Source organism: Vibrio profundi (assembly GCF_005281835.1).
GTDB lineage: Bacteria > Pseudomonadota > Gammaproteobacteria > Enterobacterales > Vibrionaceae > Vibrio > Vibrio profundi.
The window spans coordinates 210,377-235,425 of the sequence record NZ_RZIS01000007.1; the positions used below are offsets into that span (position 1 = coordinate 210,377).

The 25,049-nt window shown below is 44.0% G+C and carries 27 protein-coding genes; 12 read left to right on the top strand and 15 right to left on the bottom strand.

Features of this window, described 5'->3' with window-relative positions; genetic code table 11:
• Positions 1–28: 28 nt before the first annotated feature.
• From lptB to ELZ11_RS17400, 6 genes are read right to left on the bottom strand one after another with little or no spacing between them, the layout of a single operon-like run.
• Positions 29–754 (bottom strand): LPS export ABC transporter ATP-binding protein, encoded by a 726-nt coding sequence (gene lptB / locus ELZ11_RS17375; RefSeq protein ID WP_137358660.1) that lies wholly within the window; start codon positions 752–754, stop codon positions 29–31.
• Positions 755–756: 2 nt separating this feature from the next.
• Positions 757–1,251 carry a lipopolysaccharide transport periplasmic protein LptA gene (lptA, locus tag ELZ11_RS17380; protein ID WP_137358661.1) on the bottom strand — a complete coding sequence of 165 codons (495 nt, stop codon included), beginning with the start codon at positions 1,249–1,251 and terminating at the stop codon, positions 757–759.
• The gene (gene lptC, locus ELZ11_RS17385; RefSeq protein ID WP_137358662.1) at positions 1,232–1,795 is read right to left on the bottom strand and encodes an LPS export ABC transporter periplasmic protein LptC; all 564 of its coding nucleotides are present in this window, start codon (positions 1,793–1,795) and stop codon (positions 1,232–1,234) included. Before lptC ends, lptA begins: the two co-directional genes overlap by 20 nt.
• Positions 1,792–2,349, bottom strand: a complete 558-nt coding sequence (kdsC, locus tag ELZ11_RS17390) for a 3-deoxy-manno-octulosonate-8-phosphatase KdsC (protein ID WP_137358663.1) — start codon at positions 2,347–2,349, stop codon at positions 1,792–1,794. The genes lptC and kdsC overlap by 4 nt, the downstream gene beginning before the upstream one ends.
• The gene (kdsD, locus tag ELZ11_RS17395; protein WP_137358664.1) at positions 2,349–3,320 is read right to left on the bottom strand and encodes an arabinose-5-phosphate isomerase KdsD; all 972 of its coding nucleotides are present in this window, start codon (positions 3,318–3,320) and stop codon (positions 2,349–2,351) included. Before kdsD ends, kdsC begins: the two co-directional genes overlap by 1 nt.
• Positions 3,321–3,369: 49 nt before the next feature.
• Positions 3,370–4,335 (bottom strand): calcium/sodium antiporter, encoded by a 966-nt coding sequence (locus tag ELZ11_RS17400; RefSeq protein WP_137358665.1) that lies wholly within the window; start codon positions 4,333–4,335, stop codon positions 3,370–3,372.
• 266 nt (positions 4,336–4,601) lie between these two features.
• On the opposite strand from ELZ11_RS17400, the gene mlaF reads away from it, so the two are divergent.
• From mlaF to ELZ11_RS17445, 8 genes are all read left to right on the top strand, one after another.
• Positions 4,602–5,396: a phospholipid ABC transporter ATP-binding protein MlaF gene (gene mlaF / locus ELZ11_RS17410; protein ID WP_137358666.1), complete on the top strand. Its 795-nt coding sequence runs from the start codon at positions 4,602–4,604 to the stop codon at positions 5,394–5,396.
• Position 5,397: 1 nt separating this feature from the next.
• Complete coding sequence (gene mlaE, locus ELZ11_RS17415; protein WP_137358667.1) at positions 5,398–6,177, top strand: lipid asymmetry maintenance ABC transporter permease subunit MlaE; 780 nt, start codon at positions 5,398–5,400, stop codon at positions 6,175–6,177.
• Between the two features lie 2 nt (positions 6,178–6,179).
• Positions 6,180–6,665: an outer membrane lipid asymmetry maintenance protein MlaD gene (gene mlaD, locus ELZ11_RS17420; protein ID WP_137358668.1), complete on the top strand. Its 486-nt coding sequence runs from the start codon at positions 6,180–6,182 to the stop codon at positions 6,663–6,665.
• 8 nt (positions 6,666–6,673) lie between these two features.
• Positions 6,674–7,306: a phospholipid-binding protein MlaC gene (mlaC, locus tag ELZ11_RS17425; RefSeq protein WP_137358669.1), complete on the top strand. Its 633-nt coding sequence runs from the start codon at positions 6,674–6,676 to the stop codon at positions 7,304–7,306.
• A gap of 2 nt (positions 7,307–7,308) precedes the next feature.
• Positions 7,309–7,617 (top strand): STAS domain-containing protein, encoded by a 309-nt coding sequence (locus tag ELZ11_RS17430; RefSeq protein WP_137358670.1) that lies wholly within the window; start codon positions 7,309–7,311, stop codon positions 7,615–7,617.
• 13 nt (positions 7,618–7,630) lie between these two features.
• Positions 7,631–7,885 (top strand): BolA family iron metabolism protein IbaG, encoded by a 255-nt coding sequence (ibaG, locus tag ELZ11_RS17435; RefSeq protein ID WP_137358671.1) that lies wholly within the window; start codon positions 7,631–7,633, stop codon positions 7,883–7,885.
• A gap of 8 nt (positions 7,886–7,893) precedes the next feature.
• Entirely contained in the window at positions 7,894–9,159 is a 1,266-nt protein-coding gene (murA, locus tag ELZ11_RS17440) for a UDP-N-acetylglucosamine 1-carboxyvinyltransferase (protein WP_137358672.1), read from the top strand.
• Positions 9,160–9,268: 109 nt separating this feature from the next.
• Positions 9,269–10,009 carry a 1-acylglycerol-3-phosphate O-acyltransferase gene (locus ELZ11_RS17445; protein WP_137358673.1) on the top strand — a complete coding sequence of 247 codons (741 nt, stop codon included), beginning with the start codon at positions 9,269–9,271 and terminating at the stop codon, positions 10,007–10,009.
• Positions 10,010–10,090: 81 nt separating this feature from the next.
• On the opposite strand, the gene ELZ11_RS17450 is transcribed toward ELZ11_RS17445, so the two are convergent.
• From ELZ11_RS17450 to arcA, 5 genes are all read right to left on the bottom strand, one after another.
• Positions 10,091–10,480 carry a RidA family protein gene (locus ELZ11_RS17450; RefSeq protein ID WP_137358674.1) on the bottom strand — a complete coding sequence of 130 codons (390 nt, stop codon included), beginning with the start codon at positions 10,478–10,480 and terminating at the stop codon, positions 10,091–10,093.
• A gap of 123 nt (positions 10,481–10,603) precedes the next feature.
• Positions 10,604–11,065, bottom strand: a complete 462-nt coding sequence (gene pyrI, locus ELZ11_RS17455) for an aspartate carbamoyltransferase regulatory subunit (RefSeq protein WP_137358675.1) — start codon at positions 11,063–11,065, stop codon at positions 10,604–10,606.
• Positions 11,066–11,080: 15 nt separating this feature from the next.
• Positions 11,081–12,010 carry an aspartate carbamoyltransferase gene (gene pyrB / locus ELZ11_RS17460; RefSeq protein WP_137358676.1) on the bottom strand — a complete coding sequence of 310 codons (930 nt, stop codon included), beginning with the start codon at positions 12,008–12,010 and terminating at the stop codon, positions 11,081–11,083.
• Between the two features lie 245 nt (positions 12,011–12,255).
• Positions 12,256–13,260, bottom strand: a complete 1,005-nt coding sequence (gene argF / locus ELZ11_RS17465; RefSeq protein ID WP_137358677.1) for an ornithine carbamoyltransferase — start codon at positions 13,258–13,260, stop codon at positions 12,256–12,258.
• 157 nt (positions 13,261–13,417) lie between these two features.
• Positions 13,418–14,638 (bottom strand): arginine deiminase, encoded by a 1,221-nt coding sequence (gene arcA, locus ELZ11_RS17470; protein WP_137358678.1) that lies wholly within the window; start codon positions 14,636–14,638, stop codon positions 13,418–13,420.
• Positions 14,639–15,214: 576 nt separating this feature from the next.
• Here arcA and rraB point away from each other — a divergent pair.
• Both rraB and ELZ11_RS17480 read left to right on the top strand, forming a co-directional pair.
• On the top strand, positions 15,215–15,631 hold the full coding sequence (gene rraB / locus ELZ11_RS17475; RefSeq protein WP_137358679.1) for a ribonuclease E inhibitor RraB: 417 nt from the start codon (positions 15,215–15,217) through the stop codon (positions 15,629–15,631).
• 131 nt (positions 15,632–15,762) lie between these two features.
• On the top strand, positions 15,763–16,563 hold the full coding sequence (locus tag ELZ11_RS17480; protein ID WP_137358680.1) for a glycosyl hydrolase 2 galactose-binding domain-containing protein: 801 nt from the start codon (positions 15,763–15,765) through the stop codon (positions 16,561–16,563).
• Positions 16,564–16,576: 13 nt separating this feature from the next.
• On the opposite strand, the gene ELZ11_RS17485 is transcribed toward ELZ11_RS17480, so the two are convergent.
• Positions 16,577–17,485 (bottom strand): bifunctional helix-turn-helix transcriptional regulator/GNAT family N-acetyltransferase, encoded by a 909-nt coding sequence (locus ELZ11_RS17485; RefSeq protein ID WP_137358681.1) that lies wholly within the window; start codon positions 17,483–17,485, stop codon positions 16,577–16,579.
• A 235-nt stretch (positions 17,486–17,720) separates the two neighbouring features.
• Between ELZ11_RS17485 and ELZ11_RS17490 the strand changes: the two genes are divergently transcribed.
• Positions 17,721–18,893, top strand: coding sequence for a YjgN family protein (locus tag ELZ11_RS17490; protein WP_137358682.1), 1,173 nt, complete (start codon positions 17,721–17,723; stop codon positions 18,891–18,893).
• The gene (locus ELZ11_RS17495) at positions 18,893–19,894 is read left to right on the top strand and encodes a M48 family metallopeptidase (protein WP_137358683.1); all 1,002 of its coding nucleotides are present in this window, start codon (positions 18,893–18,895) and stop codon (positions 19,892–19,894) included. The genes ELZ11_RS17490 and ELZ11_RS17495 overlap by 1 nt, the downstream gene beginning before the upstream one ends.
• 77 nt (positions 19,895–19,971) lie before the next feature.
• On the opposite strand, the gene ELZ11_RS17500 is transcribed toward ELZ11_RS17495, so the two are convergent.
• The 3 genes from ELZ11_RS17500 to pepA form a co-directional block, all read right to left on the bottom strand.
• Positions 19,972–22,845, bottom strand: a complete 2,874-nt coding sequence (locus ELZ11_RS17500; protein WP_137358684.1) for a valine--tRNA ligase — start codon at positions 22,843–22,845, stop codon at positions 19,972–19,974.
• A gap of 101 nt (positions 22,846–22,946) precedes the next feature.
• Positions 22,947–23,396 (bottom strand): DNA polymerase III subunit chi, encoded by a 450-nt coding sequence (locus ELZ11_RS17505; protein ID WP_137358685.1) that lies wholly within the window; start codon positions 23,394–23,396, stop codon positions 22,947–22,949.
• Positions 23,397–23,449: 53 nt separating this feature from the next.
• On the bottom strand, positions 23,450–24,967 hold the full coding sequence (gene pepA, locus ELZ11_RS17510; protein WP_137358686.1) for a leucyl aminopeptidase: 1,518 nt from the start codon (positions 24,965–24,967) through the stop codon (positions 23,450–23,452).
• Positions 24,968–25,049 lie beyond the last annotated feature (82 nt).

Genomic DNA, 25,049 nt, shown 5'->3' on the forward strand with positions numbered 1-25,049 from the left:
TTTAGACTTAGCGATGCTCTCTATCTAATCATAGACGGAATTGTTCACCTAGATAAACTTGTTTTACTTGTTCGTTATTGAGAACGTCTTCAGGTGTTCCTTCAGCAATCAGATGGCCTTGGCTTACGATATAAGCTTTCTCACACACATCTAAGGTTTCACGTACGTTATGATCGGTGATCAGTACGCCTAAGCCTCTATCACGTAGGTGTTCGATGATTTTTTTGATATCGATAACCGAGATTGGGTCCACGCCTGCGAATGGTTCGTCGAGTAGGATGAACTGTGGGTTAGCAGCTAACGCACGGGCAATTTCAACACGACGGCGCTCACCACCAGATAGCGCCATACCAGCGCTGTGTCGAATATGTTGAATATGAAACTCTTCTAGAAGATCTTCCAACTTATCTTGGCGTTGTTCATTAGTCAGTTCTTCACGCGTTTGCAGAACCGCCATGATGTTGTCTTCAACCGATAGCTTACGGAATATGGATGCTTCTTGCGGTAAGTAGCCGATACCTAAGCGTGAACGGTTGTGCATTGGCAGAATGCTGATGTCTTTATCGTCAATGCTGATGGTGCCTTCATCGCGTGCGACGAGGCCGACAATCATGTAAAAAGACGTGGTTTTACCCGCTCCGTTTGGCCCAAGTAGACCGACAATTTGTCCTGATTCCACCTGCAGACTTACGTCAGTTACTACTTTCCGTTTGCTATAGGTTTTCGCTAGGTTCTGCGCTTTCAATACTGCCATAGTTATTTATTCGCTTGAGCTGGTTGTAAGACGGTAGAAACACGTTCGTTTTCATTACTATCAGCGACTAGCTTCTGTGACGTGATTTGATAAGTGATCTTTGAACCGCGAATGGTGCTGCCATCTTGAGAGAGCATTGCATCATTGGTCATGATTAGCTTATCAGTGACGAGTTCATAGTTAAGTTCGTTCGCTTGGCCATTCAATGTTTTTCCGTCATCAGTCAGCTGAGAAAACGTAGCTGGTTTTCCAAAGGCTCTAATTGATTGGATTTCACTGGTCTTAGCATCTTGTGAAACAATGATCTTGTCGGCATCGATATTGATGCTGCCTTGTTTTAGCTGTACATCACCAACAAAAGTCACTTGACTGCTTTTCATATCAAGTTGCTGGGTGTCTGAATCGATGTAAACAGGCTGCTCAGTATCTGAAGACAGCGCTAGGGCGTTTGGAGCGGCAAACGCGAAAGCCAGTAAGCTAAGGTGTAAGAGTTTCATATCTACCTTGAACATTATTAAAGAGGGTTGCGGTATTGCTATCAAAATTGCCTTTCATAGCTTGCCCCTCTGTTTCAAATTGGGGACCGATCATATGTACTGGAGTATCAGACCGGAAATCACGGCTAACGAGTTCAATAATAAATTTATCCGTCGTCATCGTGTCAAAACTTGCATCGGGCAGTAGGTTTTTGACTACTACATTGTCGTATAGGGTAAGCTCTTGATCTTCGCTCATCACTGCGCGGCGAGCTGTGACTTGCCACTCAATCGTATGCCCATCTCGAAATACCGATAGAATAGGGTTCTCAAAAATAGTATCGCCACTTTTCGCGTAGTGATCTAAGTGAGTCGATTCGATTTGGTGACTGCGAATACCATCTGGATTATAGGTAATATTATCGAGCTTTTTTCCACTGAACATTGGTAGCTCTAAGTTAGGTGCTACTTGAACGGTGTGGCTGCTTTCTTTGTCGTACAGGTAATACGCCGACCAAGTGCAGATAAAAATTAGTATCAAATAAAGGATACGAGACAAACTCATATACTTAGGCCTTTATGACTATCAAGTTCATTACGTGCTTCGAGGATCAAGTCGCAAACTTCACGAACAGCACCATGGCCGCCTTTAATCGTGGTGATGTAGTTAGCACGTTGGGCAAGCAAAGGGTGTCCATCGGCCACACAAACTTTCAGAGCCACCTTTTCCATCACTGGCCAGTCTATTAGGTCATCCCCAATGTAACCAGTGTGCTCGGGTGCGATGTTGAGCTTTTCGCAGATGTCGTAATACGCCTTCACTTTGTCATCTTGGCCTTGGTAGATGAGTGATACACCTAAAGCGGTCATGCGATTTTCAACAATTTGGGATTTTCGGCCTGTAATGATGGCAATTTCAATGCCAGCATTCATCAGTGACTTTACGCCGTAGCCATCTCGCGTATGAAAAGTTTTAAGTTCTTCGCCATTATTGCCCATGTAAATTCGGCCATCAGAGAAGACGCCATCGACATCACAAATTAACAGCTTAATGTCTTTCGCTATATCTAAAATATTTTGGTCTACTTCGCCATATAATGTTTGAACGAGTTGTGACATTACATTACTCCAGCTTTTAGTAGGTCATGCATATTCAAAGCACCAACAAGAGTGCCGTTTTCGCATAGCATTAAGCCGTTGATACTTTTTGCCTGCATTAAGTTTAGCCCTTCGACAGCGAGCATGTTTGGCTCTGCCACGGTTGGGCTAACGGTCATCACTTCACCTATTGGGGTAGAGTGGATATCAATTCGTTTATCTAAGATTCGACGTAAATCGCCATCAGTGAAGATGCCAAGCATTTGGTTGTTATCATCGACAACCGCGGTCATGCCTAAACCTTTTTGAGAGATTTCTAGAAGCGCATCTCGGACAAGTGCATTTGGATGAACGATAGGCAATGCACTGCCTGTATGCATGATGTCTTCTAGTTTGAGTAACAATTTACGACCTAATGCACCACCTGGGTGGGATAACGCAAAATCTTCAGCGGTAAATCCTCTTGCTTGCAATAACGCCATAGCTAATGCGTCACCCATGACTAAGGTGGCTGTTGTGCTAGTCGTAGGGGCTAAGGCTAGCGGGCATGCCTCTTTAGGAATGGTGATTTGCAAGTGTAAATCAGCAAGCTTCGCCATGTTCGATTGTGGCTTGCCGGTCATACTGATGATGCAAATATTAAGGCGTTTGAGTACTGGAAATAAACTGAGTATTTCCGATGATTCTCCAGAGTTTGATATCGCAATTACGATATCCCCTGGCTCTATCATACCTAAGTCACCGTGAGCGGCTTCACCCGGGTGAACAAAGAAAGCAGATGTCCCTGTGCTGGCTAGTGTCGCGGCAATTTTATTACCAATATGGCCTGACTTACCCATACCCATCACAACAACCTTGCCTTTGTTGTTAAGGATACGGTCACAAGCTTGGCAAAAATCGTCGTTAAAATATTGGTCTAACTGAGCTAATCCTGCGATTTCAGTATCTAATACTTGCTTGGCAACACTACGATAATCAAATGATTGAGACATCTAATACTCCAGAGTTAATACACTGCACTCTAACTAAATCTATGGTTTGTTATGCGGCCATATTCATGAATAAGTAGGCTTGGTAAGCAAAGAAGCTCACCATGAGAATGCCACCTTCGATACGATTGACACTGCGAGATTTACCAAGCGCCATCACAACTAATAGTAGAGATACGCCAAGCATTACCCAAAAATCACGACCCATCGCAAACTCACTTAGAATCGATGGGTTAAGGATGCCTGGGATCCCCATAACGGCAAGAATGTTAAAGACGTTTGAGCCGATAATGTTACCTACTGCCATATCATCTTCACCCTTCATTACGCCCGCTAATGAAGCAGCTAGTTCTGGAAGGCTAGTACCGATAGCAATAATGGTTAGGCCGATCACAAGGTCACTCATGCCGAAGTATTTAGCTATGACAACTGCATTGTCGACAAGCATATCGGCGGCTAATGGTAAAATGATAAGACCGATTACCACCCACATTGCTGCTTTAGCATTGCTCACGCCTTCAGGGATTTCTGATTCTTGCTCTTCTAAAAATGCATCGCCTTTGTTTTTTTCTTTGCGGCTAATTTGCAGCATCGTAAATAAGAAAACACCAAAAAGAACAAACAGTAATACACCTTCGTAAAAACCTAAGTGGCTATCCCAAAGTAACGCACCTGCTAGTAAGGTGACACCAATCATCAATGGGAGTTCACGGCGAATAACGCCAGAGCTAATAGAAAGCGGCTTAATCAGTGCGGTAATACCAAGGATTAATGCAATGTTCGCGATGTTAGAGCCCAGAACATTACCTACTGCAGTATCCGTTTTACCATCTAATGCAGCGGTCGCAGAAACCATCATTTCCGGAGCGGATGATCCCATTGCAAGGATAGTCATACCGATCACTAGTGGAGAAATACCGACATTACGAGCAAGTGCTGCCGCGCCGAAAACCAGTTTATCAGCACTCCAAACTAAAAATACGAGACCTACAATAAGAAACGCAACGGCTTCAAGCATGATGATTCCTAAAAAAAATATAAAAAGAGACAATTAACCGCTAATTTTGACGTGTTGCTGGATAAAAGGGAAGCCACTGTTTCAATTAATTCTTAGTTAACTGTAAAGAAAGCGTGAAATACAGCAATTTACCCGACACTTTCCGTATTATTTGATGCGCTTATGGTTTTCCTTCCATAAATCGAACAGTGCTTTTAATTCCGTACTATAGTGCTTATGATAACGGCTATCATTAGTGCTTTCAGAGCAAGGATTAAAGCTAAATTATGCCTACTACTGAACTCGTGAAGGTGAATAACCTCAGCTTTTCACGAGGGAACAGACCCATTTTTGATAATGTCACCTTACAAGTCCCTAAAGGTAAAATTACCGCAATTATGGGGCCATCAGGGATTGGTAAAACGACATTGTTACGCCTCATTGGCGGTCAAATCCTTCCTGAGTCTGGGGAGATTTGGTTCGATGGTGAAAATATCCCATCTTTATCTCGACGTAAGCTTTATCGTGCTCGTAAAAAAATGAGCATGCTGTTTCAATCAGGCGCTTTATTCACAGATCTAAATGTATTCGACAATGTAGCGTTTCCATTGAGGGAGCATACTGAACTCAGTGAAGAGTTGATCCGGACTATTGTGTTATTGAAGCTTGAAGCGGTGGGGCTACGCGGTGCAGCGCAGTTGATGCCAAGTGAACTCTCCGGTGGTATGGCTAGACGTGCGGCGTTAGCTAGAGCAATAGCGCTGGACCCTGAACTCATTATGTATGATGAGCCATTTGTCGGTCAGGACCCAATCACCATGGGCGTACTGGTTGAACTTATTCGAAACTTGAACCAAGCACTAGGCCTGACGTCTATCGTGGTTTCTCATGATGTACCAGAAGTCATGAGTATTGCTGATTGGGTGTATTTATTGGCTGATGGCAAAATTATCGCCAGTGGATCTCCTGAAGAGTTACGCGCAAACTCAGACCCGCGAGTTCAGCAGTTTTTGCAAGGAGAAGCCGATGGACCTGTTCCATTTCGTTTTCCTGCGCAAAGTATAGAAAGGGATTTATTTTAGTATGATATTAAATTCTATCGCAGGTTTTGGTCGGCGAGCGCTGTCTATTTGTGAAGCTTTTGGCCGGGCAAGCTTAATGTTGTTTGGCGCGCTGGCGAGTCTACCTAGGCTGAAAAATTTTCCGCTTCTCGTTAAGCAGTTGTACAGCGTTGGCGTTCAGTCTTTAGCAATCATCATTGTGTCTGGTTTGTTTATCGGCATGGTGTTGAGCTTGCAGGGCTACGTAATTTTGATTGATTATGGCGCTGAAGGCAGCCTAGGTCAGATGGTGGCGTTGTCGTTGTTACGCGAGCTGGGCCCTGTGGTGACAGCATTACTATTTGCAGGCCGAGCCGGTTCCGCCTTAACGGCTGAAATTGGTTTAATGAAGGCCACTGAGCAACTATCGAGCTTAGAAATGATGGCGGTCGACCCTTTGAAAAGAGTCATAGCTCCTCGTTTATGGGCCGGACTGATCTCGATGCCTTTACTCGCAATGATCTTCATGGCTGTCGGCATTTGGGGCGGGCAATTAGTTGGAGTTGACTGGAAAGGTATCGACCACGGAAGCTTTTGGTCAGCGATGCAGTCCTCAGTCGAGTTAGGACGTGATATTGGCAACAGCATGATCAAGTGTATGGCGTTTGCAATTACGGTCACTTGGATTGCTTTATTTAATGGTTACGATGCAATACCAACCTCGGAAGGTATTAGCCGCGCAACAACACGTACCGTTGTGCACTCTTCTCTAGCTGTATTGGGGCTAGACTTTGTACTTACCGCATTGATGTTTGGGAATTAATCATGCAGCAAACACGAAAATTAGAATTATGGGTCGGCAGCTTTGTACTTGCTGGAATTTGCGCAATCTTGGTAATGATTTTTCAAGTTGCTGACGTAAAAGGCCTGGGCTCGAACAATACTTATACTCTGAAAGCAACGTTCGACAATATTGGTAGCTTGAAAGTACGTTCTCCAGTCAAAGTTGGTGGAGTAGTGGTTGGGCGAGTTAATAGTATCGAACTGGATCCAGAAAGTTATCTGCCTGTGGTATCGCTGTCGATTGACGGTCAATATTCGCAGTTCCCAGATACTTCTAGCGCTCAGATATTAACCTCGGGTTTGATTGGCGAACAGTATATTAGTTTAGTGCCGGGCTTCATCTTCGAAGACGAAGAGATGCTGGTAGATGGGGACTTTATTGAAGACACCAAGTCGGCTTTGGTACTTGAAGACTTAATCGGCCAAGTGCTTTACAGCGTTGGCGGCTCTGACGAGAAAACAGAATAGAGGCAACAATGAAAAAACTATTTGTAATCGCGATGGCATTTCTTTTTTCATCGCAAGTGTTGGCTCAAAAAGTTGATAGCACTCAACCGTACCAAATGATGAGGCAAGTGGCGGAAGTGTCGTTTGAACGTTTGAAGAGTGAACAAGCGAACATTCAGCAAGACCCTGAGTTATTAAAGGTGATTGTTGAAGAAGAATTGATGCCATATATCAATGCCAAATATGCCGCATTGAAGTTGTTAGGTCCTAATTTAAAAGGGGCAGACAGAGCAGATGTAGGTGTGTTTATTGATGCATTTAGAAGCTACTTAGTAACGTCTTACGCTCAAGTGTTAACTCAATATACTAACCAAACGATCGAGTTTGGGCCAGAGCCAGTCATCAAACCTGATAGTCGCATTGCTAGCGTTAAAGTGGATATCGTTGACTCGCCTCGACCAAACATCAAACTGGAATTCAAGCTTCGCAAGAATAAGAAAACCGGGGAATGGAAAGCTTTTGATATGGTAGCGGAAGGCATTAGTTTATTGTCGAGTAAACAGTCTGAGTGGAACAGTAAAATTCGTCAGCAGGGCATTTTGTCAGTAGCGGAAGAACTGGAAAAACTGGCGCAACAACCAATTCGCTTTGAGAGTAAGTAGTAATGAGTCATTCTCAGTGGAAGCAGATAAGTAACAGCGAATTCTCGCTGAGCGGCGACCTGGATAGGGACTGTGTTCCTAGTTTGTGGAAGTCACTATCCCGTTTAAAAATCAATCAATCTCGCGCTGAGATTGATTTAAAAAGTGTCAATCGTATCGATTCAGCGGGAATGGTGATGCTAATTCACTTAATAGAGCATGCAAAAAATCAAAACTGTCATATAATGCTCAGTTTCGTGCCAGAACAATTACGAACGTTGTTCCAATTGAGCAATATCCAGCCATTGATGGCAGAACACATAAAAGATTAGGCAGGGGTAATTTGTGGACAGCACAAAAGTACAAGAATTATTAGCAGAGGCACTGAACCTTCAAGAACTTATCGTGAAGGGCGAAGGCAGCCACTATGAAGTTATCGCAGTAGATCCATGTTTCGACGGTATGAACCGCGTTAAGAAACAGCAACTGATTTACGGTCCGTTGATGGAGTACATTCAACGTAACGATATCCACGCTCTTTCGATTAAGGCTTTCACGCCTGAAGAGTGGGAACGCGATAAGAAACTGATGTCTCTGTAAGGTTTAAAATGGAAAAGTTTCGAGTTATTGGATCGGATGCTCCACTGAAAGGTGAAGTGACGATTTCAGGTGCAAAAAATGCTGCACTTCCAATTTTATTTGCTTCAATCCTTGCTGAAGAACCAGTAGAAGTAAGTAATGTTCCTCATTTGCGTGATATCGATACTACGATGGAATTGCTGAAGCGCCTTGGTGCTAAAGTAAGTCGTAATGGTAGCGTGCATGTGGATGGCAGCGGCATCAATGAATATTGCGCGCCGTATGATTTAGTAAAAACCATGCGTGCATCAATTTGGGCATTAGGCCCGTTGGTGGCTCGTTTTGGTCATGGCCAAGTGTCATTGCCTGGTGGTTGTGCGATTGGTGCTCGCCCTGTGGATCTGCATATTCACGGTTTAGAGCAGCTTGGTGCAACAATCGTTTTAGAAGACGGTTACGTAAAAGCAACGGTTGATGGTCGCTTGAAAGGCGCTCATATCGTGATGGATAAAGTGAGCGTTGGCGCTACTATCACCATCATGTGTGCTGCGACATTAGCTGAAGGTAAAACTGTACTAGATAATGCAGCACGTGAACCTGAAATTGTCGATACAGCTGAGTTCTTAAATAAGCTAGGCGCTAAAATTTCTGGTGCAGGTACTGATACTATTACTATCGAAGGTGTTGAACGCCTTGGTGGTGGTCAACATTCTGTAGTTGCAGACCGAATTGAAACCGGCACTTTCCTGGTTGCAGCAGCGGTATCTGGCGGTAAAGTGGTTTGTCGTAATACCAGTGCTCACCTTCTTGAAGCGGCATTAGCTAAGCTGGAAGAAGCGGGTGCTAAAGTTGAAACCGGTGAAAACTGGATCAGCTTAGACATGACGGATCGCGAACTGAAAGCGGTTAAGATTGTGACCGCACCTCATCCAGGTTTCCCGACTGATATGCAAGCGCAGTTTACGCTTCTGAATATGATGGCGAAAGGCAGCGGTGTGATTACAGAAACGATTTTTGAAAACCGTTTCATGCATATTCCTGAGTTACAACGTATGGGCGCAAAAGCGGAAATTGAAGGTAACACAGCGATTTGTGGTGAAACTGAGCACCTGAGCGGTGCGCAAGTGATGGCTACCGATCTACGTGCTTCAGCAAGCTTAGTAATTGCGGGTTGTATTGCGCAAGGCGAAACGATTGTCGACCGTATTTATCATATCGACCGTGGTTACGATAAGATTGAAGACAAACTGTCTGCTCTTGGCGCAAATATTGAGCGTTTTCGCGAGTCAGGGTAAACTAGCCGCCAGTTTGGAAAATAGTTAGAGCTAAACCGAAACTTAGGTTTCGGTTTTTTTATAAGTTGTACTTGGTTAGTAAGCCTAGCCTTGTTCGTGGAGAACAAAAATGATTGCACTGTTACGTGTATTAGCACTCGCAGTATTTGCGGTAGTGATGTTTGTATTTGGCTGTGGTTACTGCTTATTTAGCCCTCGTAACCCAAAGCACGTATTTACTTTCGGTCGTTACTTTGGCCGTATGTCTAAAGTATTTGGTATCACATTAGAATTGCGTATCCCTGAAGATGCGTACTCTCGTGGCCAGCATGTGTATATTGCCAACCACCAAAACAACTGGGATTTATTCACCGTATCATCAGCTGTGACGCCTAAAGTAGTAACTGTTGGTAAGAAAAGCCTAGCGTGGATGCCGTTGTTTGGTCAGCTTTACTGGTTGACGGGTAATATCTTAATTGATCGTGCAAACCGTTCAAAAGCAGTGGGTACGATCGATCAGGTAGTAAATAGCTTAAAAGGCAGTGATGTATCAGTATGGATGTTCCCAGAGGGGACACGTTCACGTGGTCGTGGCTTACTGCCATTTAAAACAGGTGCTTTCCATGCTGCAGTAGGTGCTGAACTACCAATTATTCCTATCGTATGTAGCTCTACTGACGGCATTAAGCTGAACCGCTGGAATAACGGACATGTGATTGTTGAAATGCTACCTCCAGTGAGTATTGAAGGTTACGACAAGTCTAACATCCGTGAGCTGGCGAATACTTGTCGTGAGCAAATGAAAGAGAAGCTTGAGTCTCTAGACCAAGAAGTTGAAATGCGAAACCAGAAGAAAGTCGCGTCAAACTAATTGTTATTGCTTGGATATATTTCTTCTAGGAAATAAAAAAGGTTGCCAAATTGGGCAACCTTTTTTGTATCTTGAATTCGCTTATTTGCGAACAGCGATAGCTTCAATCTCGATACCAACATCTTTAGGCAGACGTGCTACTTCAACGCAAGAGCGCGCTGGGTAGTTAGCTACACCGTGCTCGTCGAAGAATTTGCCGTACACTTCGTTCACAGTACCAAAGTCGTTTAGATCTTTAACAAATACGGTTAGTTTTACGATGTCTTTCACTGTTAGGCCAGACGCTTCTACAACAGCTTGTACATTCTCAAGAGATTGGCGAGCTTGTTCTGCGATATCTGCAGATACTTCACCTGTTGTTGGGTTTACTGGGATTTGACCAGAAGTCAGAACCATATTTCCTAGGTCAACACCTTGTACGTATGGGCCGATTGCTGCTGGAGCTGATTCTGTGTGAAGTACTTTAGTCATTGGTTATTCCATCATTTGTGAGATAAAAATCGTGATTCAGTGTGCCTAGAAAATAGGGTGAGGTAAAGCGCAAAATACCCCGCACAGGCGAGGTATTTCATAGTTTTGATAATGCGTTTTAGATTATCTTTCTGTCACGATCTCTCGTGAGAATACTTTTTCACAGTATTTGCACTTGAGTCGTACATCATCATTCTTTTCGAAGATCTTAAAGCTACTTTCAACTGGCTCATTATGAGTAATGCAGTTGGTGTTTGGGCACTCAAATACATCATTGATTTTTTCTGGCAGCTCTAACGCCAGTTTCTTAACGACTTCGTAGTCTTCGATTTGGTTCACGGTCGCATGTGGAGCATACAAAGCCAGCTTGTTGGCTTGCTCTTCAGTTACAAATACGTTCTCAATTTTGAGCAGATCTTTACCACCTAGTGCAGAAGAAGGCAGGTTTAAACCGATCGTGACACGTTGGTTGGAATTGTGCATATCAAAAAGCTTCAAAACCTTGATACCAATGTTTGCAGGGATATGATCGATAACCGTACCGTTTTTAATTGCTTCTACTTGCAATTGAGTTTCTTTAGTCATGATTTATCTCCTTGATTACAGGGTTTCGTTCAGCACAAGAGCAAGTAATGCTTCACGCGCGTACACGCCGTTTTCGGCTTGCTCGAAGTAATAAGCATGTGGCGTTTTGTCTACATCAGTCGTGATCTCATCAACACGCGGTAGCGGGTGTAGAACTTTTAGGTTCTCACGAGCGCCTTCAAGTAGTGCGGCTGTTAAGATATAGGCTGATTTAATGTGCGCGTATTCAGATTCATCGAAACGTTCTTTTTGCACTCGTGTCATGTAGAGAATATCTAGCTCAGGAATCACACTTTCCATATCGGTATGTAAGCTGTATTCGATACCCGCTTCATCCAATTCTTCACAGATGTAGTCTGGCATTGCGAGTGCATCAGGAGCGACGAAGTAAAAGCGAACGTTGGTAAATTTAGCCAACGCTTGGGTCAGAGAGTGCACCGTACGGCCATACTTTAAGTCACCGACGAAGGCTACATTTAAGTTATCTAGGCGACCTTGTGTTTCAGCAATTGAAAATAAGTCCAACAGGGTTTGCGTTGGGTGTTGGTTTGCACCGTCACCTGCGTTTATCACTGGTACGCCGTTAGAGAACTCAGACGCCAATCGCGCAGCGCCTTCTTGAGGGTGACGCATCACATAGGCATCAACGTATGAAGAGATAACCTGAACAGAATCTGCAAGCGTTTCCCCTTTTTTGGCTAAAGAGGTATTACCGCCGCTGTCAAAACCAATCACATCGCCACCAATGCGTTGGATTGCGGTTTCGAAAGATAAGCGAGTACGCGTAGAAGGCTCGAAGAAACAGCTCGCTATCACTTTGTTTTTAATCAGCTCAGGATTTGGTTCAGCTTTTAATTGACCTGCTGTCTGAACAATCAATTCAAGCTCTTCACGAGAAAGCTCTGGAATTGAGATAATGTGCTTTTGATAGAGCGAATTTGCCATGATCTTCTTCCCTACAATTAAGTAATAGCCATAAAAAAGCCCCCCAATAAGGGAGGCTCTAAAAACGTTCTGAAAAGCGGAAAAGACCGTTAAGTAAGCGCTTAGGCTTACTCGCAACGTTGAATGTATTGGCAACATTGATTGGTGTCATTTTCACTACTCTCAGACAAATTGCCGAGAATTATACGCTGAAGATTTGTGATCGCAAGCGATTACATCAAGCTTTTGATTACGCCATTTCGTGTTTACTGACCGAGAGTCGCGACCATGACTGCTTTGATGGTGTGCATACGGTTTTCTGCTTCATCAAATACAATGGAGTAATCAGACTCAAATACTTCGTCAGTGACTTCCAAACCATTCATGCCGTATTTTTCAGCGACTTGTTTGCCTATAACTGTTTCATCGTTATGAAATGCTGGGAGGCAGTGCATGAACTTCACGTTCGGGTTCTGTGTTTTCTCAATTACATCCATGTTGACTTGGTAAGGCTTCATTTTGGCGACACGTTCATCCCAAGCTTCTGGTGCTTCGCCCATTGAAACCCAAACATCGGTATACAAGAAGTCACAGCCATTAACCCCTTCTTCCACGCTTTCAGTTAAAGTGATTTTGGCTCCCGTTGACTGGGCAATTGCTTGGCACTGGTCGATTAACCCTTGCTCTGGCCAAAATTCTTGCGGGGCCACAAGGCGAATGTCCATGCCCATTTTTGCTGCGCCAACCAGTAGTGAGTTACCCATATTGTTGCGAGCATCACCAAGGTAAGCGAAAGTCATTTGATGGAGTAGCTTTCCACGGCCGTGCTCTAGCATGGTGAGGAAATCAGCTAAGATCTGAGTTGGGTGGAATTCGTCAGTTAAGCCATTCCATACAGGTACTCCTGCGTGTTCTCCAAGTACTTCTACGATGTCTTGGCCAAAACCACGATATTCGATGCCATCATACATTCTGCCGAGTACGCGAGCGGTGTCTTTCATTGATTCTTTCTGGCCAATCTGTGAGCCTGACGGGCCAATATAAGAAACCTGTGCACCTTGATCAAAAGCGGCCACTTCAAAAGCGCAACGCGTACGAGTAGATGCTTTCTCAAAGATAAGAGCGATATTTTTACCCGATAGCCTTTTTTGTTCCGTACCTGCATATTTAGCTTTTTTTAAGTCAGCAGAAAGATCAAGCAAGAACTGGATCTCTTTTGGAGTAAAGTCGAGTAGTTTTAAAAAGTTACGGTTGCGAAGATTAAACGCCATATCTCGCTCCTTGAGCTTAGAGAATCATATAGGAGCCTAGTTAAACATATAAATGCTACTTTTGTGAATAATTATTTGATCTTGAGTTTAAAAAAAGGCTGATGGATAACACATCAGCCTTTTTAGATTTCTGGGAGGTTTTAACTTCGAAGATTAGCTAGATACCATCACGCTCGATTGGGCAGCTCATACAGCGAGCACCACCACGGCCGCGGCCAAGTTCATTACCTGGGATCGTTAGGACTTCAATGCCCGCTTTGTCGTATTTCTCGTTCGTATAAACGTTACGCTCGTAGCCGATCACGACACCTGGTTTAACCGTTAGGACGTTGTTTGCATCATTCCATTGTTCACGCTCAGCTTCGTAGTTGTCACCACCAGTGGTGATGATCTTCAGCTGATCGATACCTAACGCGCCTTCAATTGCACTTAGGTAGTTGTCGGCTTTCTGAACTCGCATTTCGCCGTTTTCTTTTGGAGTTAGGCGCCATGTGTCGAGGTCTTTACGTACGATCTCTGGGTATACCGAGAAAGTATCGATATCCATATGAGTCATAACCGTATCTAAGTGCATGCACGAACGGTGTTTTGGTAAATCAATGGCGATCACTTCGGTTGCTTGACCTGACTTGAACAAGCTTGCCGCTAAGTTCTCAACGCCTTGCGGCTTAGTACGCTCAGAGATACCGATTAGTACCGCGCCCTTACCGATAACTAATACGTCACCGCCTTCAATGTTAGCGTTGTCGTAATGCAGATCTTCATCACCAAAGTACTTAATGAAATCTTGGCCAGCAAAGACAGGGTGCCAACGATAGATAGCACGCAGGTGGTTGGTTTCGCGTTGGCGAGCCGGTTTCATCATTGGGTTCAGTGAAACGCCGCCGTAAACCCAGCATGACGTGTCACGGGTAAATAGGTGGTTTGGTAGAGGCTCAATAACGAAATCGAGAGGGCGATGCATTTTTGGCAGCATCGACGATGATTTGATCGGTAGCTCAGAGTAAGCCAATCCACCAAGCAAGATAGTTGCAAGGTGCTCGTTATCCATTTGAGCTAAGTAGTTACGCAGGTCATGTGCGAAAGTCGGGCCGTAACGGAAATCAGAGATCTGCGTGTTGAGTAGCCACTCACGAGCTTCAGATACTGCTAACGTTTCTACGAGTAGATCATGCAGCAAAAGTACTTCAACACCTTGGTTGCTAAGTGTTTTTGCAAAAGCATCGTGCTCTTCACCCGCGGCTTCTACCGCAAGTACATCATCAAACAACAGTTCATGACAGTTAGAAGGGGTGAGGTGGGTGAGTGCTCGTTCTGGTCGATTTAATAATACTCGTCTTAATTGACCGACTTCAGAGCCAACGTACAGCTTACTCATTTTGCATCCTTACTTTTAATCCAGCCTCTATTTATGACAAGCTTCACACTAAGATGCAAGTAACGATATTGGTCATTCATTGTATGTTTTTTGGATAAATATGGTTTTTAATTCTTAATCTTATGGATTGTGTAGTTTATTTGGCTATTTTGTGGTTATTGAAACTGAAGGTGAAAAGTGATTTGTTATGCGTTAATGAATTCCTCTTTTGCAGAAGGCACTCCTGAATAATGTGAATGAATATTCACAAGTTAGATTAAATTGAAGAACCAATGGAATTTTATTCATTTTAACCAGCATGATTCTATGCAGATAACCCTAATAAAAAGGCAAATATCAGGCAGTGAAGAGGTTAAATAGAACAAAGACGATATTCTAAATTTATTGTTGGTTAATTATTTGTTAGAAAGTTGTTTCTGTGATTGTGGTTTTATTTTTCATAGGGCAACTATCAATAAACGACATAAGAAAGATCGCGATCTTCCCCTAATCTAGGTGGCTTTTAACCTCGATCCATGCCATATTTCGTGGCAATCAAATTTGATCCTTTCATAGTCAACACTCTGGAGCAGAAACATGTCTCACGAAGATGAATATCTATCAGTAGCGGAATTAATTGAATTTCAAAAGGAAGAGACTCGCGACATCATTGAAGCATTGATCGAAGATGGTAGCGATCCTGATGCTTTATACGATATTGAGCACCACCTATTTGCTGAAGATTTCGAAGTACTAGAGAAAGCCGTTGTTGAAGCATTCAAAATGGGTTTTGAAGTACTAGAAGCGGAAGAGACAGAAGACGAAGATGGCAACAAGCTACTTTGTTGTGATGCGACTATGCAATCTGCACTGAGTGCAGAAGCGATCGATGAGCAAGTTGAAAAGCTGGTAAACCTAGCGGAAAAATTCGACATCATCTACGACGGCTGGGGTACTTACTATGAAGGTGAGGATGCGATCTACCCAGAAGAAGATGATGAAGGCGAAGAGTAAAAACTTACTTCGTTCACTTTTTATAATGCCAGCTTAATCGCTGGTATTTTTTTGCCCATAGAAAAAGGCATGTCTTTATGTGTATGTATTCATTATAATGCTGCCAAATTTGATCTAGCGCAATTTATGACATGATGTTATCCCTAGCAGGCTTATGGCAAGTATCTCCGTTGACCGATCTTTCTATCCCTCAGGATGACATTACCTTTCCTGCGCCTTTGAGTTCTGTCCTACCTGACTCGTTAACAGAGCCCGAGATTGCTGCTCAAGAGTGGCATTTAATGCATGACATTGAAGTGGATGATTCCATGATGGCGTTTCCTGCTGTCGAGCTGGTGATGGCTGGAGTCGATTACTTTGCCGAAGTCAGGCTTAATGGGGTAGCGGTATTTGATTGTGATGGGACTCAGGCTGTTTACCGAAAGGACATTCGTCCGTATATGCAGCTTGGCCGAAATCGATTTGAAGTGCTGTTTCTTGAAGAAGAAGAGAGCTTGTTGCTAGAAGAAGATCTTCAAGATCTTTGCTTGTTACAAGAAGCGTTACCAGAGAAAACCGATGAAAGAATGGGAGTTTGGCAAGTGCCGTATCTCCAATTTATTCGGAACGTTAAGCTAGAGCAGGTGATCACCGAGCAGATCTGGCACCACGGTGGTGGGTGTGAATTTAAAGTCGATTTGCTTTATAAAACGCTTTCCCCTGGGTTGGTTTCGGCCTCGGTCAGATTTAATGGCATGAAGTATGTACTGCCAATTGATGTTAGAGCGGAGCATACCAGTGCAATCTTTCAAGTAGAAGCTCCTAAGTATGCTGAGCTAAATACGCCTAGCTCGAAAGATTTGTATTCGTTAGAGGTTGAGCTCGATGGACAGAGTGAGCAGGCGGAAATTGCGCTAAACCCTGCCGCGTGTATGAGTCATTTTTTAAGATAATCCCCTCTAGCATTTACTGTAACGATTTTACCATGACAACTTCGCACGCGTCATGGCCCGTATCTCCCCAAGCCGAATCGAGATGCTCAAAGCCTAATTTTTCATATAGCGCTACTGCTGCCCCTAAGCATTCCGTTGTTTCTAAATACATTGATTGATAGCCGAGTGTTCTGGCGTGCTTGATTGACATATTGACCAACTTTTTCGCTAGTCCTTTACCTCGTGTCTCTTCTAGAAAGTACATTTTTTGTAATTCACAAACTTCAGGCTTACCCGCTAATGGAGCAAAACCACCGCCACCGACAACTTTGCCATTCAACTCAATGACCCAATATTTGGACTTATCGTTGTCATAGACGCTGAACATATCCTCTAGTGTTGGATCTGCTACGCCGTAGCCTTTGTCTTCGGTGAGCCCATGCTCGTAAGAGACGGTTCTAATTACCTCAGCTACTGCAAGATTATCTTCAGCTTTGAGAGGGCGCACTACAAATGAGTCGGCTTCTTGGCTCTGTTTTAATGCTTTCAAATATTGTTGGAGGCTAGCGGATATTTGTACGCTTTCTTGTTCAGATAATCTCTCCAGTACGGAATCATAAAATTGGTTTTGTTGTTGATGCAGCGCTTCTAGTGTTTCAGAACCTGAAGGGGTTAATGAAGCAATAACGCTTCGTTTATCGTCGGGGTGAGGAAAAGTAGAAACCAGCCCGTGATTGAGTAAGTTGGTGAGTGCTCGGCTTGCATTGGATTTATCGATATTCAGGTTTTTAGCCAGTTGGTTAACAGTAAGCGGAACCGCTTCTAACTCGATAAGTGTGTGAGCTTGTATAGGGGACAAGGCAACGTCACCGCATTCTTTGTTGAGCATCCCTAGTTGTCTAACGAGTTGGCGAGAAAGTTCTCTAAGTTGTTCGGCTTCCATAATTCTTCTCATATAGTTGCGAGTTACAACTTTAAGTTAATTGCGTGTCGCAACTATGTCAAATGTTTTCAACTCAATTGGATAACACTTTATGGGTATTCATAAACATTATGATAACCGCCTTTGATTTATTAAGACTATCAATTGAACAATATGATGTATTTCTATAGCGTTCGACTTCCAATGTGCACTTAGATGTACATGGATTAATAATTAACGTCAGATGGAGTAAAAAATGGAAACCAAAGAGTTGGAAACTAGGGTTAGTTTTACAGGGAAAGGTAAAGAATATTTTGGGATATGGATTGTTAACATTTTATTGTCAGTCATCACGCTAGGTATTTATTCGGCGTGGGCAAAAGTGCGTAATAAACGTTATTTCTATGGAAAAACATCTTTGGCTGGGGATAGTTTTGAATATCACGGCCAACCTATTCAGATCCTTAAAGGGCGTATCGTCGCAATGGTGTGTGTATTAGCTTGGGCTGTGACTAACCAGTTTGCACCTCAAATCGCGCTAGTTCTACTACTGGCGTTTATACTTTTATTGCCATTACTTTCTCGTAGTAACGCTCGTTTTGATTCTGCAATGACCAGCTTTCGTAATGTTCACTTTTCATTTGAAGGAACGATTGCCGGAGCATATTGGGCAATCTTAGGACGTGGTGTTCTGGCGAGCCTAGGTTTTGTGCTGGCAACTACTGCCGTAGTCTTCGCTATGAAATTTGATGTTATTGCTGGCGTAGTGGCGTTGTTAGTACTGGTTCCTGCTAGTGTTTATCTACAGGCTTGGTCATTCGCGGGAATTGCTAATTATTTTTCTAATGGTTACCGATATGGTGAGCGCCAATTTACAGCGGACTATCAAAACTCGTTTTATTTTAAAACTTACTTAGTAGCGACAGTCGCCTGGATCATCATGGCTGCTTTACTCGTGGTGAGCTTTGTAGCGATTGCGGGAGTGAGCCTAATGAGTAACCCTGAATCGTTTACTGAAATCATGAGTCGTGGTGATTTAGCACCGATTATGGTCGGATATTACTTTGGATTTATTGCAATCGGCCTTGCGATAGCGGCTTACACTAAGGTTCGAATTCGTAACTACACTTTTGCGCGATTAATTCTTGAAGGCAAAGCTGAGGAGAAGGCTTCTGAATTTAATTTTGCTTCTACATTATCCATCAAAGGTTATGTAAGTTTGGTTGTGACGAACTTCTTGCTTCAACTTATGACATTGGGTATTGCGCGTCCTTGGGTCATGGTCAGAACCATGAATTATTTAGCAGAGAATACTTACGTTAAAGGTGATCTAGATTCGCTAGTCGTGAGCGATCAAGGTTCTGATGTGAAATCAGCGGTTGCTGACGAAGTGGCGCAAGCCTTTAATGTCGACCTTGGTATTGGTTAATGTTATCGGGTGTTGCGCATCCGCCTCGTAGCTCTATGCGCTGCGAGGCTACATTGGACACCTCCCAAACAGGGAAGTTGGTGCTAAATGTGAGTGGAGAGCTCTTTAGTGCTTATGCTGAACGAGTAGAAGTATCTGTTGGTGTGGGAAGCGCTCCAACTAAAATGCGTTTTCCTAACGGCTGGCTTTTTGTCGCAAGTCCAAGCGAAGAACTTGCTAGTTATCTGAAGCTACAGGGCAAAAACGATTTACTTGGTAAGCTTGAAAGAAATGCAGTCGCCATTTTAGTTAGCTGCGCAGCAGTACTGGTTTTGACGATCGCAACCTTTACTCATGGTATACCTTGGCTCACTGAGCGAGTGGTTGCTTACTTACCTGAATCTGTACCAAGAGTGGTAGAGGATCAGGTATTAGCCTCTCTAGACAAGCAGTTTTTTGAAGTGTCGACTTTGCCGCTCGCTCGCCAAGAGGTTATTCGTCAGCGCTTTGAACAGCATCTTTCAAGGCTAGATATTAAGCAAGATGTCCAACTGTTGTTTCGTTCGTCTGAACTCGGTGCGAATGCTTTTGCCTTAAGTAACGGCACTATTATCGTGTTAGACGATCTCGTCCGATTAACGAATACTGACCAGCAGCTGGATAGTATTTTACTGCACGAATTGGGGCACGTTGAGCATCAGCATGTAATGAAAACAATTGTTCGTTCAAGCTTGATATCTTTATCTGTTGCGCTGTTAACTGGCGAAAGTTCTGGAGTGATTGATAATTTGGCAGGGCTTGGAGTCTTTATTGCGAATAACGGTCAGTCGCAAGATGCTGAACGAGAAGCCGATGTATTTGCGTCTGATTCTATGTTGCAAATATATGGTACTAATCAACCAATGGTGGAAATGTTTGAATTACTCAAGAGCGACCTTGGGAGTCATACAGAGCCTCCGGCTTGGTTAAACTCACACCCTGAATTGGATGAAAGGATTGAATCATTACAGCAGGTTCAATAAGCGTTGAGATAGATACTAAAAAGGGCAGAATAATCTGCCCTTTTTTATTGGTTTATAATAGTTAGCGGACTAACACATTATAAAGCAGCGATAGTCGCTTTTTGCTCTTCAAGCTTCACAAGAGTCTCTTGGTAGCCTTCAAGTTTTTCACGCTCTTTTGCGATAACCGCTTCAGGTGCTTTAGCAACGAAACCTTCGTTACCTAGCTTGCCTTCGATACGCTTGATTTCGCCGTGCGTTTTCTTCACTTCTTTATCAAGACGAGCAAGCTCAGCGTCTTTGTCGATTAGACCCGCCATTGGGATCATCAGCTCAGACTGACCCACTAGCTTAGTCGCACATGCTGGCGTCTCAGCGTCGTCTGCAAGAACCGTTAGGCTATCTAGTTTAGCAAGAGAGTTTAGAACGACCTTGTTTGCTTCGATACGTGCCGCGTCTTTCTCACTAGCAACTTTGATCATTACTTCTAGACCTTTGCTAGGTGCAATGTCGTATTCCGCACGTAGGTTACGGATAGCAGTGATGAAAGTCTTAACCCATTCGATGTCTTCTACGATCTCAGCGTCGAAGTTATCTTCGTTAAATTGAGGAAGCGCTTGAGTCATGATTGTCTCGCCTTCAACACCGTCTACTAGTGGCTTAACGCTCTGCCAGATAGATTCAGTGATGTAAGGAAGCACTGGGTGAGCAAGACGTAGCGTCTTCTCTAGAACAGTGATCAGCATGTAGCGAGTCGCTTGTTGCTGAGCTTCTGTACCTTTCCATAGAACCGGCTTAGTTAGCTCTAGGTACCAGTCACAGAATTGGTTCCAGATGAATTCGTAAAGCGTGTTTGCTGCCATGTCTAGACGGTAGTTGTCTAGGTGAGCGTTAAACTCTTTCGCTGCTAGCTCAAACTGAGATTCAATCCACTTATCTGCTAGAGAGAATTCCATGTTTGCACGGTCTTCAGCTGATAGTGACATGCCACAATCGTGCTCTTCTGTGTTCATCAGTACGTAACGGCTTGCGTTCCATAGCTTATTACAGAAGTTACGGTAACCTTCAAGACGCTTCATATCCCAGTTGATGTCACGGCCAGTAGAAGCCATAGCAGCAAGAGTGAAACGCAGTGCGTCAGTACCATAGGGTTCGATACCGTTTTCGAAGGTCTTACGCGTGTTCTTCTCGATCTTCTTCGCTAGCTGAGGTTGCATCATGTTGCCACAACGCTTCTCTACTAGAGACTCAAGATCGATACCATCGATCATGTCGATAGGGTCAAGAACGTTACCTTTAGACTTAGACATCTTGTCGCCGTTTTCGTCACGGATTAGACCCGTTACGTAAACTGTCTTGAATGGTACTTGTGCTTTACCATTTTCGTCTTTGTTGAAGTGCATGGTCATCATGATCATACGCGCAACCCAGAAGAAGATGATGTCGAAGCCCGTTACTAGAACGTCTGAAGGGTGGAATGTCTTCAGGTCTTCAGTTTGCTCAGGCCAGCCTTGAGTACCGAACGTCCATAATGCAGAAGAGAACCATGTATCTAGTACGTCGTCGTCTTGGCGAAGAACTACAACTGGTGCAAGGTTGTTGTTTGCACGTACTTCTTCTTCAGTACGGCCTACGTATACGTTGCCATCGTTGTCGTACCATGCAGGGATACGGTGACCCCACCAAAGTTGACGAGAGATACACCAGTCTTGAATGTCACGCATCCAAGAGAAGTACATGTTTTCGTATTGCTTAGGAACGAACTGGATATCACCATCTTCAACCGCTTTAACAGCAGGCTCTGCAAGAGGTGCAGCACGTACGTACCATTGGTCAGTTAGCATTGGTTCGATAACCACGCCACCACGGTCGCCGTAAGGAACCGTTAGGTCGTGATCTTTGATTTCATCAAGAAGACCAAGCTCTTCAAACTCAGCAACGATCGCTTTACGAGCAGCGAAACGCTCCATACCGTGGTATTTAGCTGGTAGCTCAGTAGAGTAAACATCGCTAGCTTCACCGTTAGTAGTGAATACTTCAGCTGCATCACGGATATCAGCGTTGAACGTTAGGATGTTGATCATTGGTAGGTTGTTACGCTTACCAACTTCGTAGTCATTGAAATCGTGCGCAGGCGTGATTTTCACACAACCTGTGCCTTTTTCCATATCTGCGTGCTCATCGCCTACGATAGGGATCAGACGGTTAACGATAGGAAGTAGGATTTCTTTACCGATAAGATCTTTGTAACGTGGATCTTCTGGGTTTACAGCAACACCAGTATCACCAAGCATGGTTTCTGGACGAGTTGTCGCAACAACAATGTAGTCTTTACCTTCAGCGGTTTTCACACCGTTTGCTAGCGGGTAGCGGAAATGCCACATGTGGCCTTTTTTGTCTTTGTTTTCAACTTCAAGATCAGAAATTGCTGTGTGCAGTTTAGGATCCCAGTTTACTAGACGCTTACCACGGTAGATTAGGTCATCTTCGTATAGGCGAACAAACACTTCTTGAACAGCGTTAGACAGCCCATCATCCATAGTGAAACGCTCACGGTCCCAGTCTACCGATGCGCCTAGACGACGAAGTTGCTTAGTGATTGTGCCACCAGATTCGTTTTTCCATTCCCAGATCTTGTCGATGAAAGCGTCACGACCGTAATCGTGCTTAGTTTTACCTTCTTCTGCCGCGATCTTACGCTCAACAACCATTTGAGTTGCGATACCAGCGTGGTCAGTACCCACTTGCCAAAGCGTATTTTTACCTTTCATACGTTCAGCACGGATAAGAGTATCCATGATAGTGTCTTGGAACGCGTGACCCATGTGTAGGCTACCAGTGACGTTCGGTGGCGGGATCATGATGCTGTACGCTTCTTTTGATGTGTCACCGTGTGGCTTAAAGTAGCCTTTCTCTTCCCAAGTCTGATACAGATCTTGTTCGATTGATGTTGGGTTGTATGTCTTTTCCATAGTGCTCTTAAACGGATACTGTGAATAGTTAATCGTGGTCAAACTTCATAAGTGAAGCTTCTTGAGTAAGACTCAAAGAGAGCTTTAACTATGAGGTTTGACTATGGATGTTGAATCTCGATAGTTTGTAGCTGATATCCAGCTTGACGGTAAATTTTATACCTTTCTCGAGCCAGTTGCTTAGCTTTTTCTTCGCAAGGGACGAAGTCTACCACTTGAGCAAAGGCGTTCGCAAAGGTTGTATTATTATCCGCCAGATTTATTACTAGTTGCCGATTCCAATTGTGTTTGACTCCTTGGTAGCCAATTTCAATGTTAGTGGAATATTTAGGGCCTTCCCCTACTAAATTATGCGCGATGAAATGGTCGGGCTCGACTTGCCAAAAACATTCCGCGATGGATTCCGCGTGTGTTTTATCTTCGCAATGTAGATACACTTTAGCACCTTGCTTAGCAAAGTGGCTGGCCAGAAATAGCACATAACGATTAAACCCATCGGTTGTTGCTTGAGGGCTGTCATCATTAACAATGTAGAAGGTGGCTGTTTGCATGCAAGAATCTCAAACCGTAATACTAAAAAAGGGCCCGTAGGCCCTTTTTTGAATTATGAGGATTTTTCCTCAGTCTCTTGGCCGCTGCGGTTCAGTAGGAATTGGACAAGCATAGAGACAGGGCGACCTGTCGAACCTTTTGCTTTGCCAGATTTCCAAGCTGTACCTGCGCTATCAATGTGCGCCCAGTTGTATTTCTTCGTAAACTTAGACAAGAAACAACCAGCAGTGATAGTGCCACCAGGGCGACCACCGATGTTCGCCATGTCGGCGAATGGGCTTGCGATCTGTTCGTGGTATTCGTCAGCCATTGGTAGACGCCACGCTCGGTCGCTCGCTTGCTCTGAAGCGTTCACTAGCTCGTGAGACAGTGGATTGTGGTTAGATAGAACACCACTGATGTGGTGACCTAAAGCAATCACACATGCGCCAGTTAGCGTTGCAACATCGATAACACAATCAGGTTCGAAGCGCTCAACGTAAGTTAGCGCATCACAAAGAACTAGACGACCTTCTGCATCCGTATTTAATACTTCTACAGTTTGGCCCGACATTGTTGTTAGGATGTCACCAGGACGGTAAGCATTACTACCTGGCATGTTTTCACAACCCGCTAGAATACCCACAACGTTGATCGGTAGGTTCAACTTAGCCAGAGCTTTCATTGTACCGAATACCGATGCTGCACCACACATGTCGTACTTCATCTCATCCATGCCTTCACCTGGCTTAAGTGAAATACCACCTGAATCGAATGTTAGGCCTTTACCGACTAATACAATTGGTTTTGTATCTGCGTCTGGTGCGCCTTTGTACTCCATGATAGACATCATAGATTCATTCTTAGAACCACGGCCTACTGCTAGGTAAGACGTCATGCCTAGCTTTTCCATCTCTTCTTCGCCAATGATCTTCGTCGTGACGGTTTCGTAATCGTCAGCAAGACGACGAGCTTGAGAAGCAAGGTATGCAGGGTTAGCAATATTTGGTGGCATGTTGCCAAGATCTTTCGATGCTTTAACGCCAGATGCAATCGCTAGACCGTGTGAAATCGCTTTTTCACCAAGGTTTAGTTCACGACGAGTTGGTACGTTGAATACCAATTTACGTAGTGGACGGCGAGTCTCTGGCTTGTTGCTCTTGAATTGATCGAACGTGTAAAGGCCATCTTTTGTTGCTTCAACCGCTTGACGTACTTTCCAGTAAGTGTCGCGACCTTTAACGTGTAACTCTGTTAGGAAACAAACCGCTTCCATAGAGCCAGTTTCGTTTAGCGTGCTGATGGTCTTTTGAATAATTTCTTTGTATTGACGTTCACCAAGCTCACGCTCTTTACCACAACCAACCAGTAAAACGCGCTCTGATAAAACACCAGGTACTTGATGCAGCAGTAGCATCTGGCCAGGTTTTCCTTCTAGATCACCACGGCGAAGTAGTGAACTAATGTAGCCATCGCTGATTTTATCTAGCTGCTCGGCTACTGGAGAAAGGCGACGTGGTTCGAACACCCCAACAACGATACATGCGCTACGTTGTTTCTCTGGACTGCCACTTTTTACACTGAACTCCATGCGTACTCCTACATCCTGAAGACAAATAGAACTAAATGTTAGATAATGCGCGCTTACTTGTTGGATCCTACAATGGAACTAA

Bases quoted from the DNA above. Each gene is read 5' to 3' on its own strand.
- lptB (WP_137358660.1), bottom strand. From the start codon at position 754: ATGGCAGTATTGAAAGCGCAGAACCTAGCGAAAACCTATAGCAAACGG.
- lptA (WP_137358661.1), bottom strand. From the start codon at position 1,251: ATGAAACTCTTACACCTTAGCTTACTGGCTTTCGCGTTTGCCGCTCCA.
- lptC (WP_137358662.1), bottom strand. From the start codon at position 1,795: ATGAGTTTGTCTCGTATCCTTTATTTGATACTAATTTTTATCTGCACT.
- kdsC (WP_137358663.1), bottom strand. From the start codon at position 2,349: ATGTCACAACTCGTTCAAACATTATATGGCGAAGTAGACCAAAATATT.
- kdsD (WP_137358664.1), bottom strand. From the start codon at position 3,320: ATGTCTCAATCATTTGATTATCGTAGTGTTGCCAAGCAAGTATTAGAT.
- ELZ11_RS17400 (WP_137358665.1), bottom strand. From the start codon at position 4,335: ATGCTTGAAGCCGTTGCGTTTCTTATTGTAGGTCTCGTATTTTTAGTT.
- mlaF (WP_137358666.1), top strand. From the start codon at position 4,602: ATGCCTACTACTGAACTCGTGAAGGTGAATAACCTCAGCTTTTCACGA.
- mlaE (WP_137358667.1), top strand. From the start codon at position 5,398: ATGATATTAAATTCTATCGCAGGTTTTGGTCGGCGAGCGCTGTCTATT.
- mlaD (WP_137358668.1), top strand. From the start codon at position 6,180: ATGCAGCAAACACGAAAATTAGAATTATGGGTCGGCAGCTTTGTACTT.
- mlaC (WP_137358669.1), top strand. From the start codon at position 6,674: ATGAAAAAACTATTTGTAATCGCGATGGCATTTCTTTTTTCATCGCAA.
- ELZ11_RS17430 (WP_137358670.1), top strand. From the start codon at position 7,309: ATGAGTCATTCTCAGTGGAAGCAGATAAGTAACAGCGAATTCTCGCTG.
- murA (WP_137358672.1), top strand. From the start codon at position 7,894: ATGGAAAAGTTTCGAGTTATTGGATCGGATGCTCCACTGAAAGGTGAA.
- ELZ11_RS17445 (WP_137358673.1), top strand. From the start codon at position 9,269: ATGATTGCACTGTTACGTGTATTAGCACTCGCAGTATTTGCGGTAGTG.
- ELZ11_RS17450 (WP_137358674.1), bottom strand. From the start codon at position 10,480: ATGACTAAAGTACTTCACACAGAATCAGCTCCAGCAGCAATCGGCCCA.
- pyrI (WP_137358675.1), bottom strand. From the start codon at position 11,065: ATGACTAAAGAAACTCAATTGCAAGTAGAAGCAATTAAAAACGGTACG.
- pyrB (WP_137358676.1), bottom strand. From the start codon at position 12,010: ATGGCAAATTCGCTCTATCAAAAGCACATTATCTCAATTCCAGAGCTT.
- argF (WP_137358677.1), bottom strand. From the start codon at position 13,260: ATGGCGTTTAATCTTCGCAACCGTAACTTTTTAAAACTACTCGACTTT.
- arcA (WP_137358678.1), bottom strand. From the start codon at position 14,638: ATGAGTAAGCTGTACGTTGGCTCTGAAGTCGGTCAATTAAGACGAGTA.
- rraB (WP_137358679.1), top strand. From the start codon at position 15,215: ATGTCTCACGAAGATGAATATCTATCAGTAGCGGAATTAATTGAATTT.
- ELZ11_RS17480 (WP_137358680.1), top strand. From the start codon at position 15,763: ATGATGTTATCCCTAGCAGGCTTATGGCAAGTATCTCCGTTGACCGAT.
- ELZ11_RS17485 (WP_137358681.1), bottom strand. From the start codon at position 17,485: ATGGAAGCCGAACAACTTAGAGAACTTTCTCGCCAACTCGTTAGACAA.
- ELZ11_RS17490 (WP_137358682.1), top strand. From the start codon at position 17,721: ATGGAAACCAAAGAGTTGGAAACTAGGGTTAGTTTTACAGGGAAAGGT.
- ELZ11_RS17495 (WP_137358683.1), top strand. From the start codon at position 18,893: ATGTTATCGGGTGTTGCGCATCCGCCTCGTAGCTCTATGCGCTGCGAG.
- ELZ11_RS17500 (WP_137358684.1), bottom strand. From the start codon at position 22,845: ATGGAAAAGACATACAACCCAACATCAATCGAACAAGATCTGTATCAG.
- ELZ11_RS17505 (WP_137358685.1), bottom strand. From the start codon at position 23,396: ATGCAAACAGCCACCTTCTACATTGTTAATGATGACAGCCCTCAAGCA.
- pepA (WP_137358686.1), bottom strand. From the start codon at position 24,967: ATGGAGTTCAGTGTAAAAAGTGGCAGTCCAGAGAAACAACGTAGCGCA.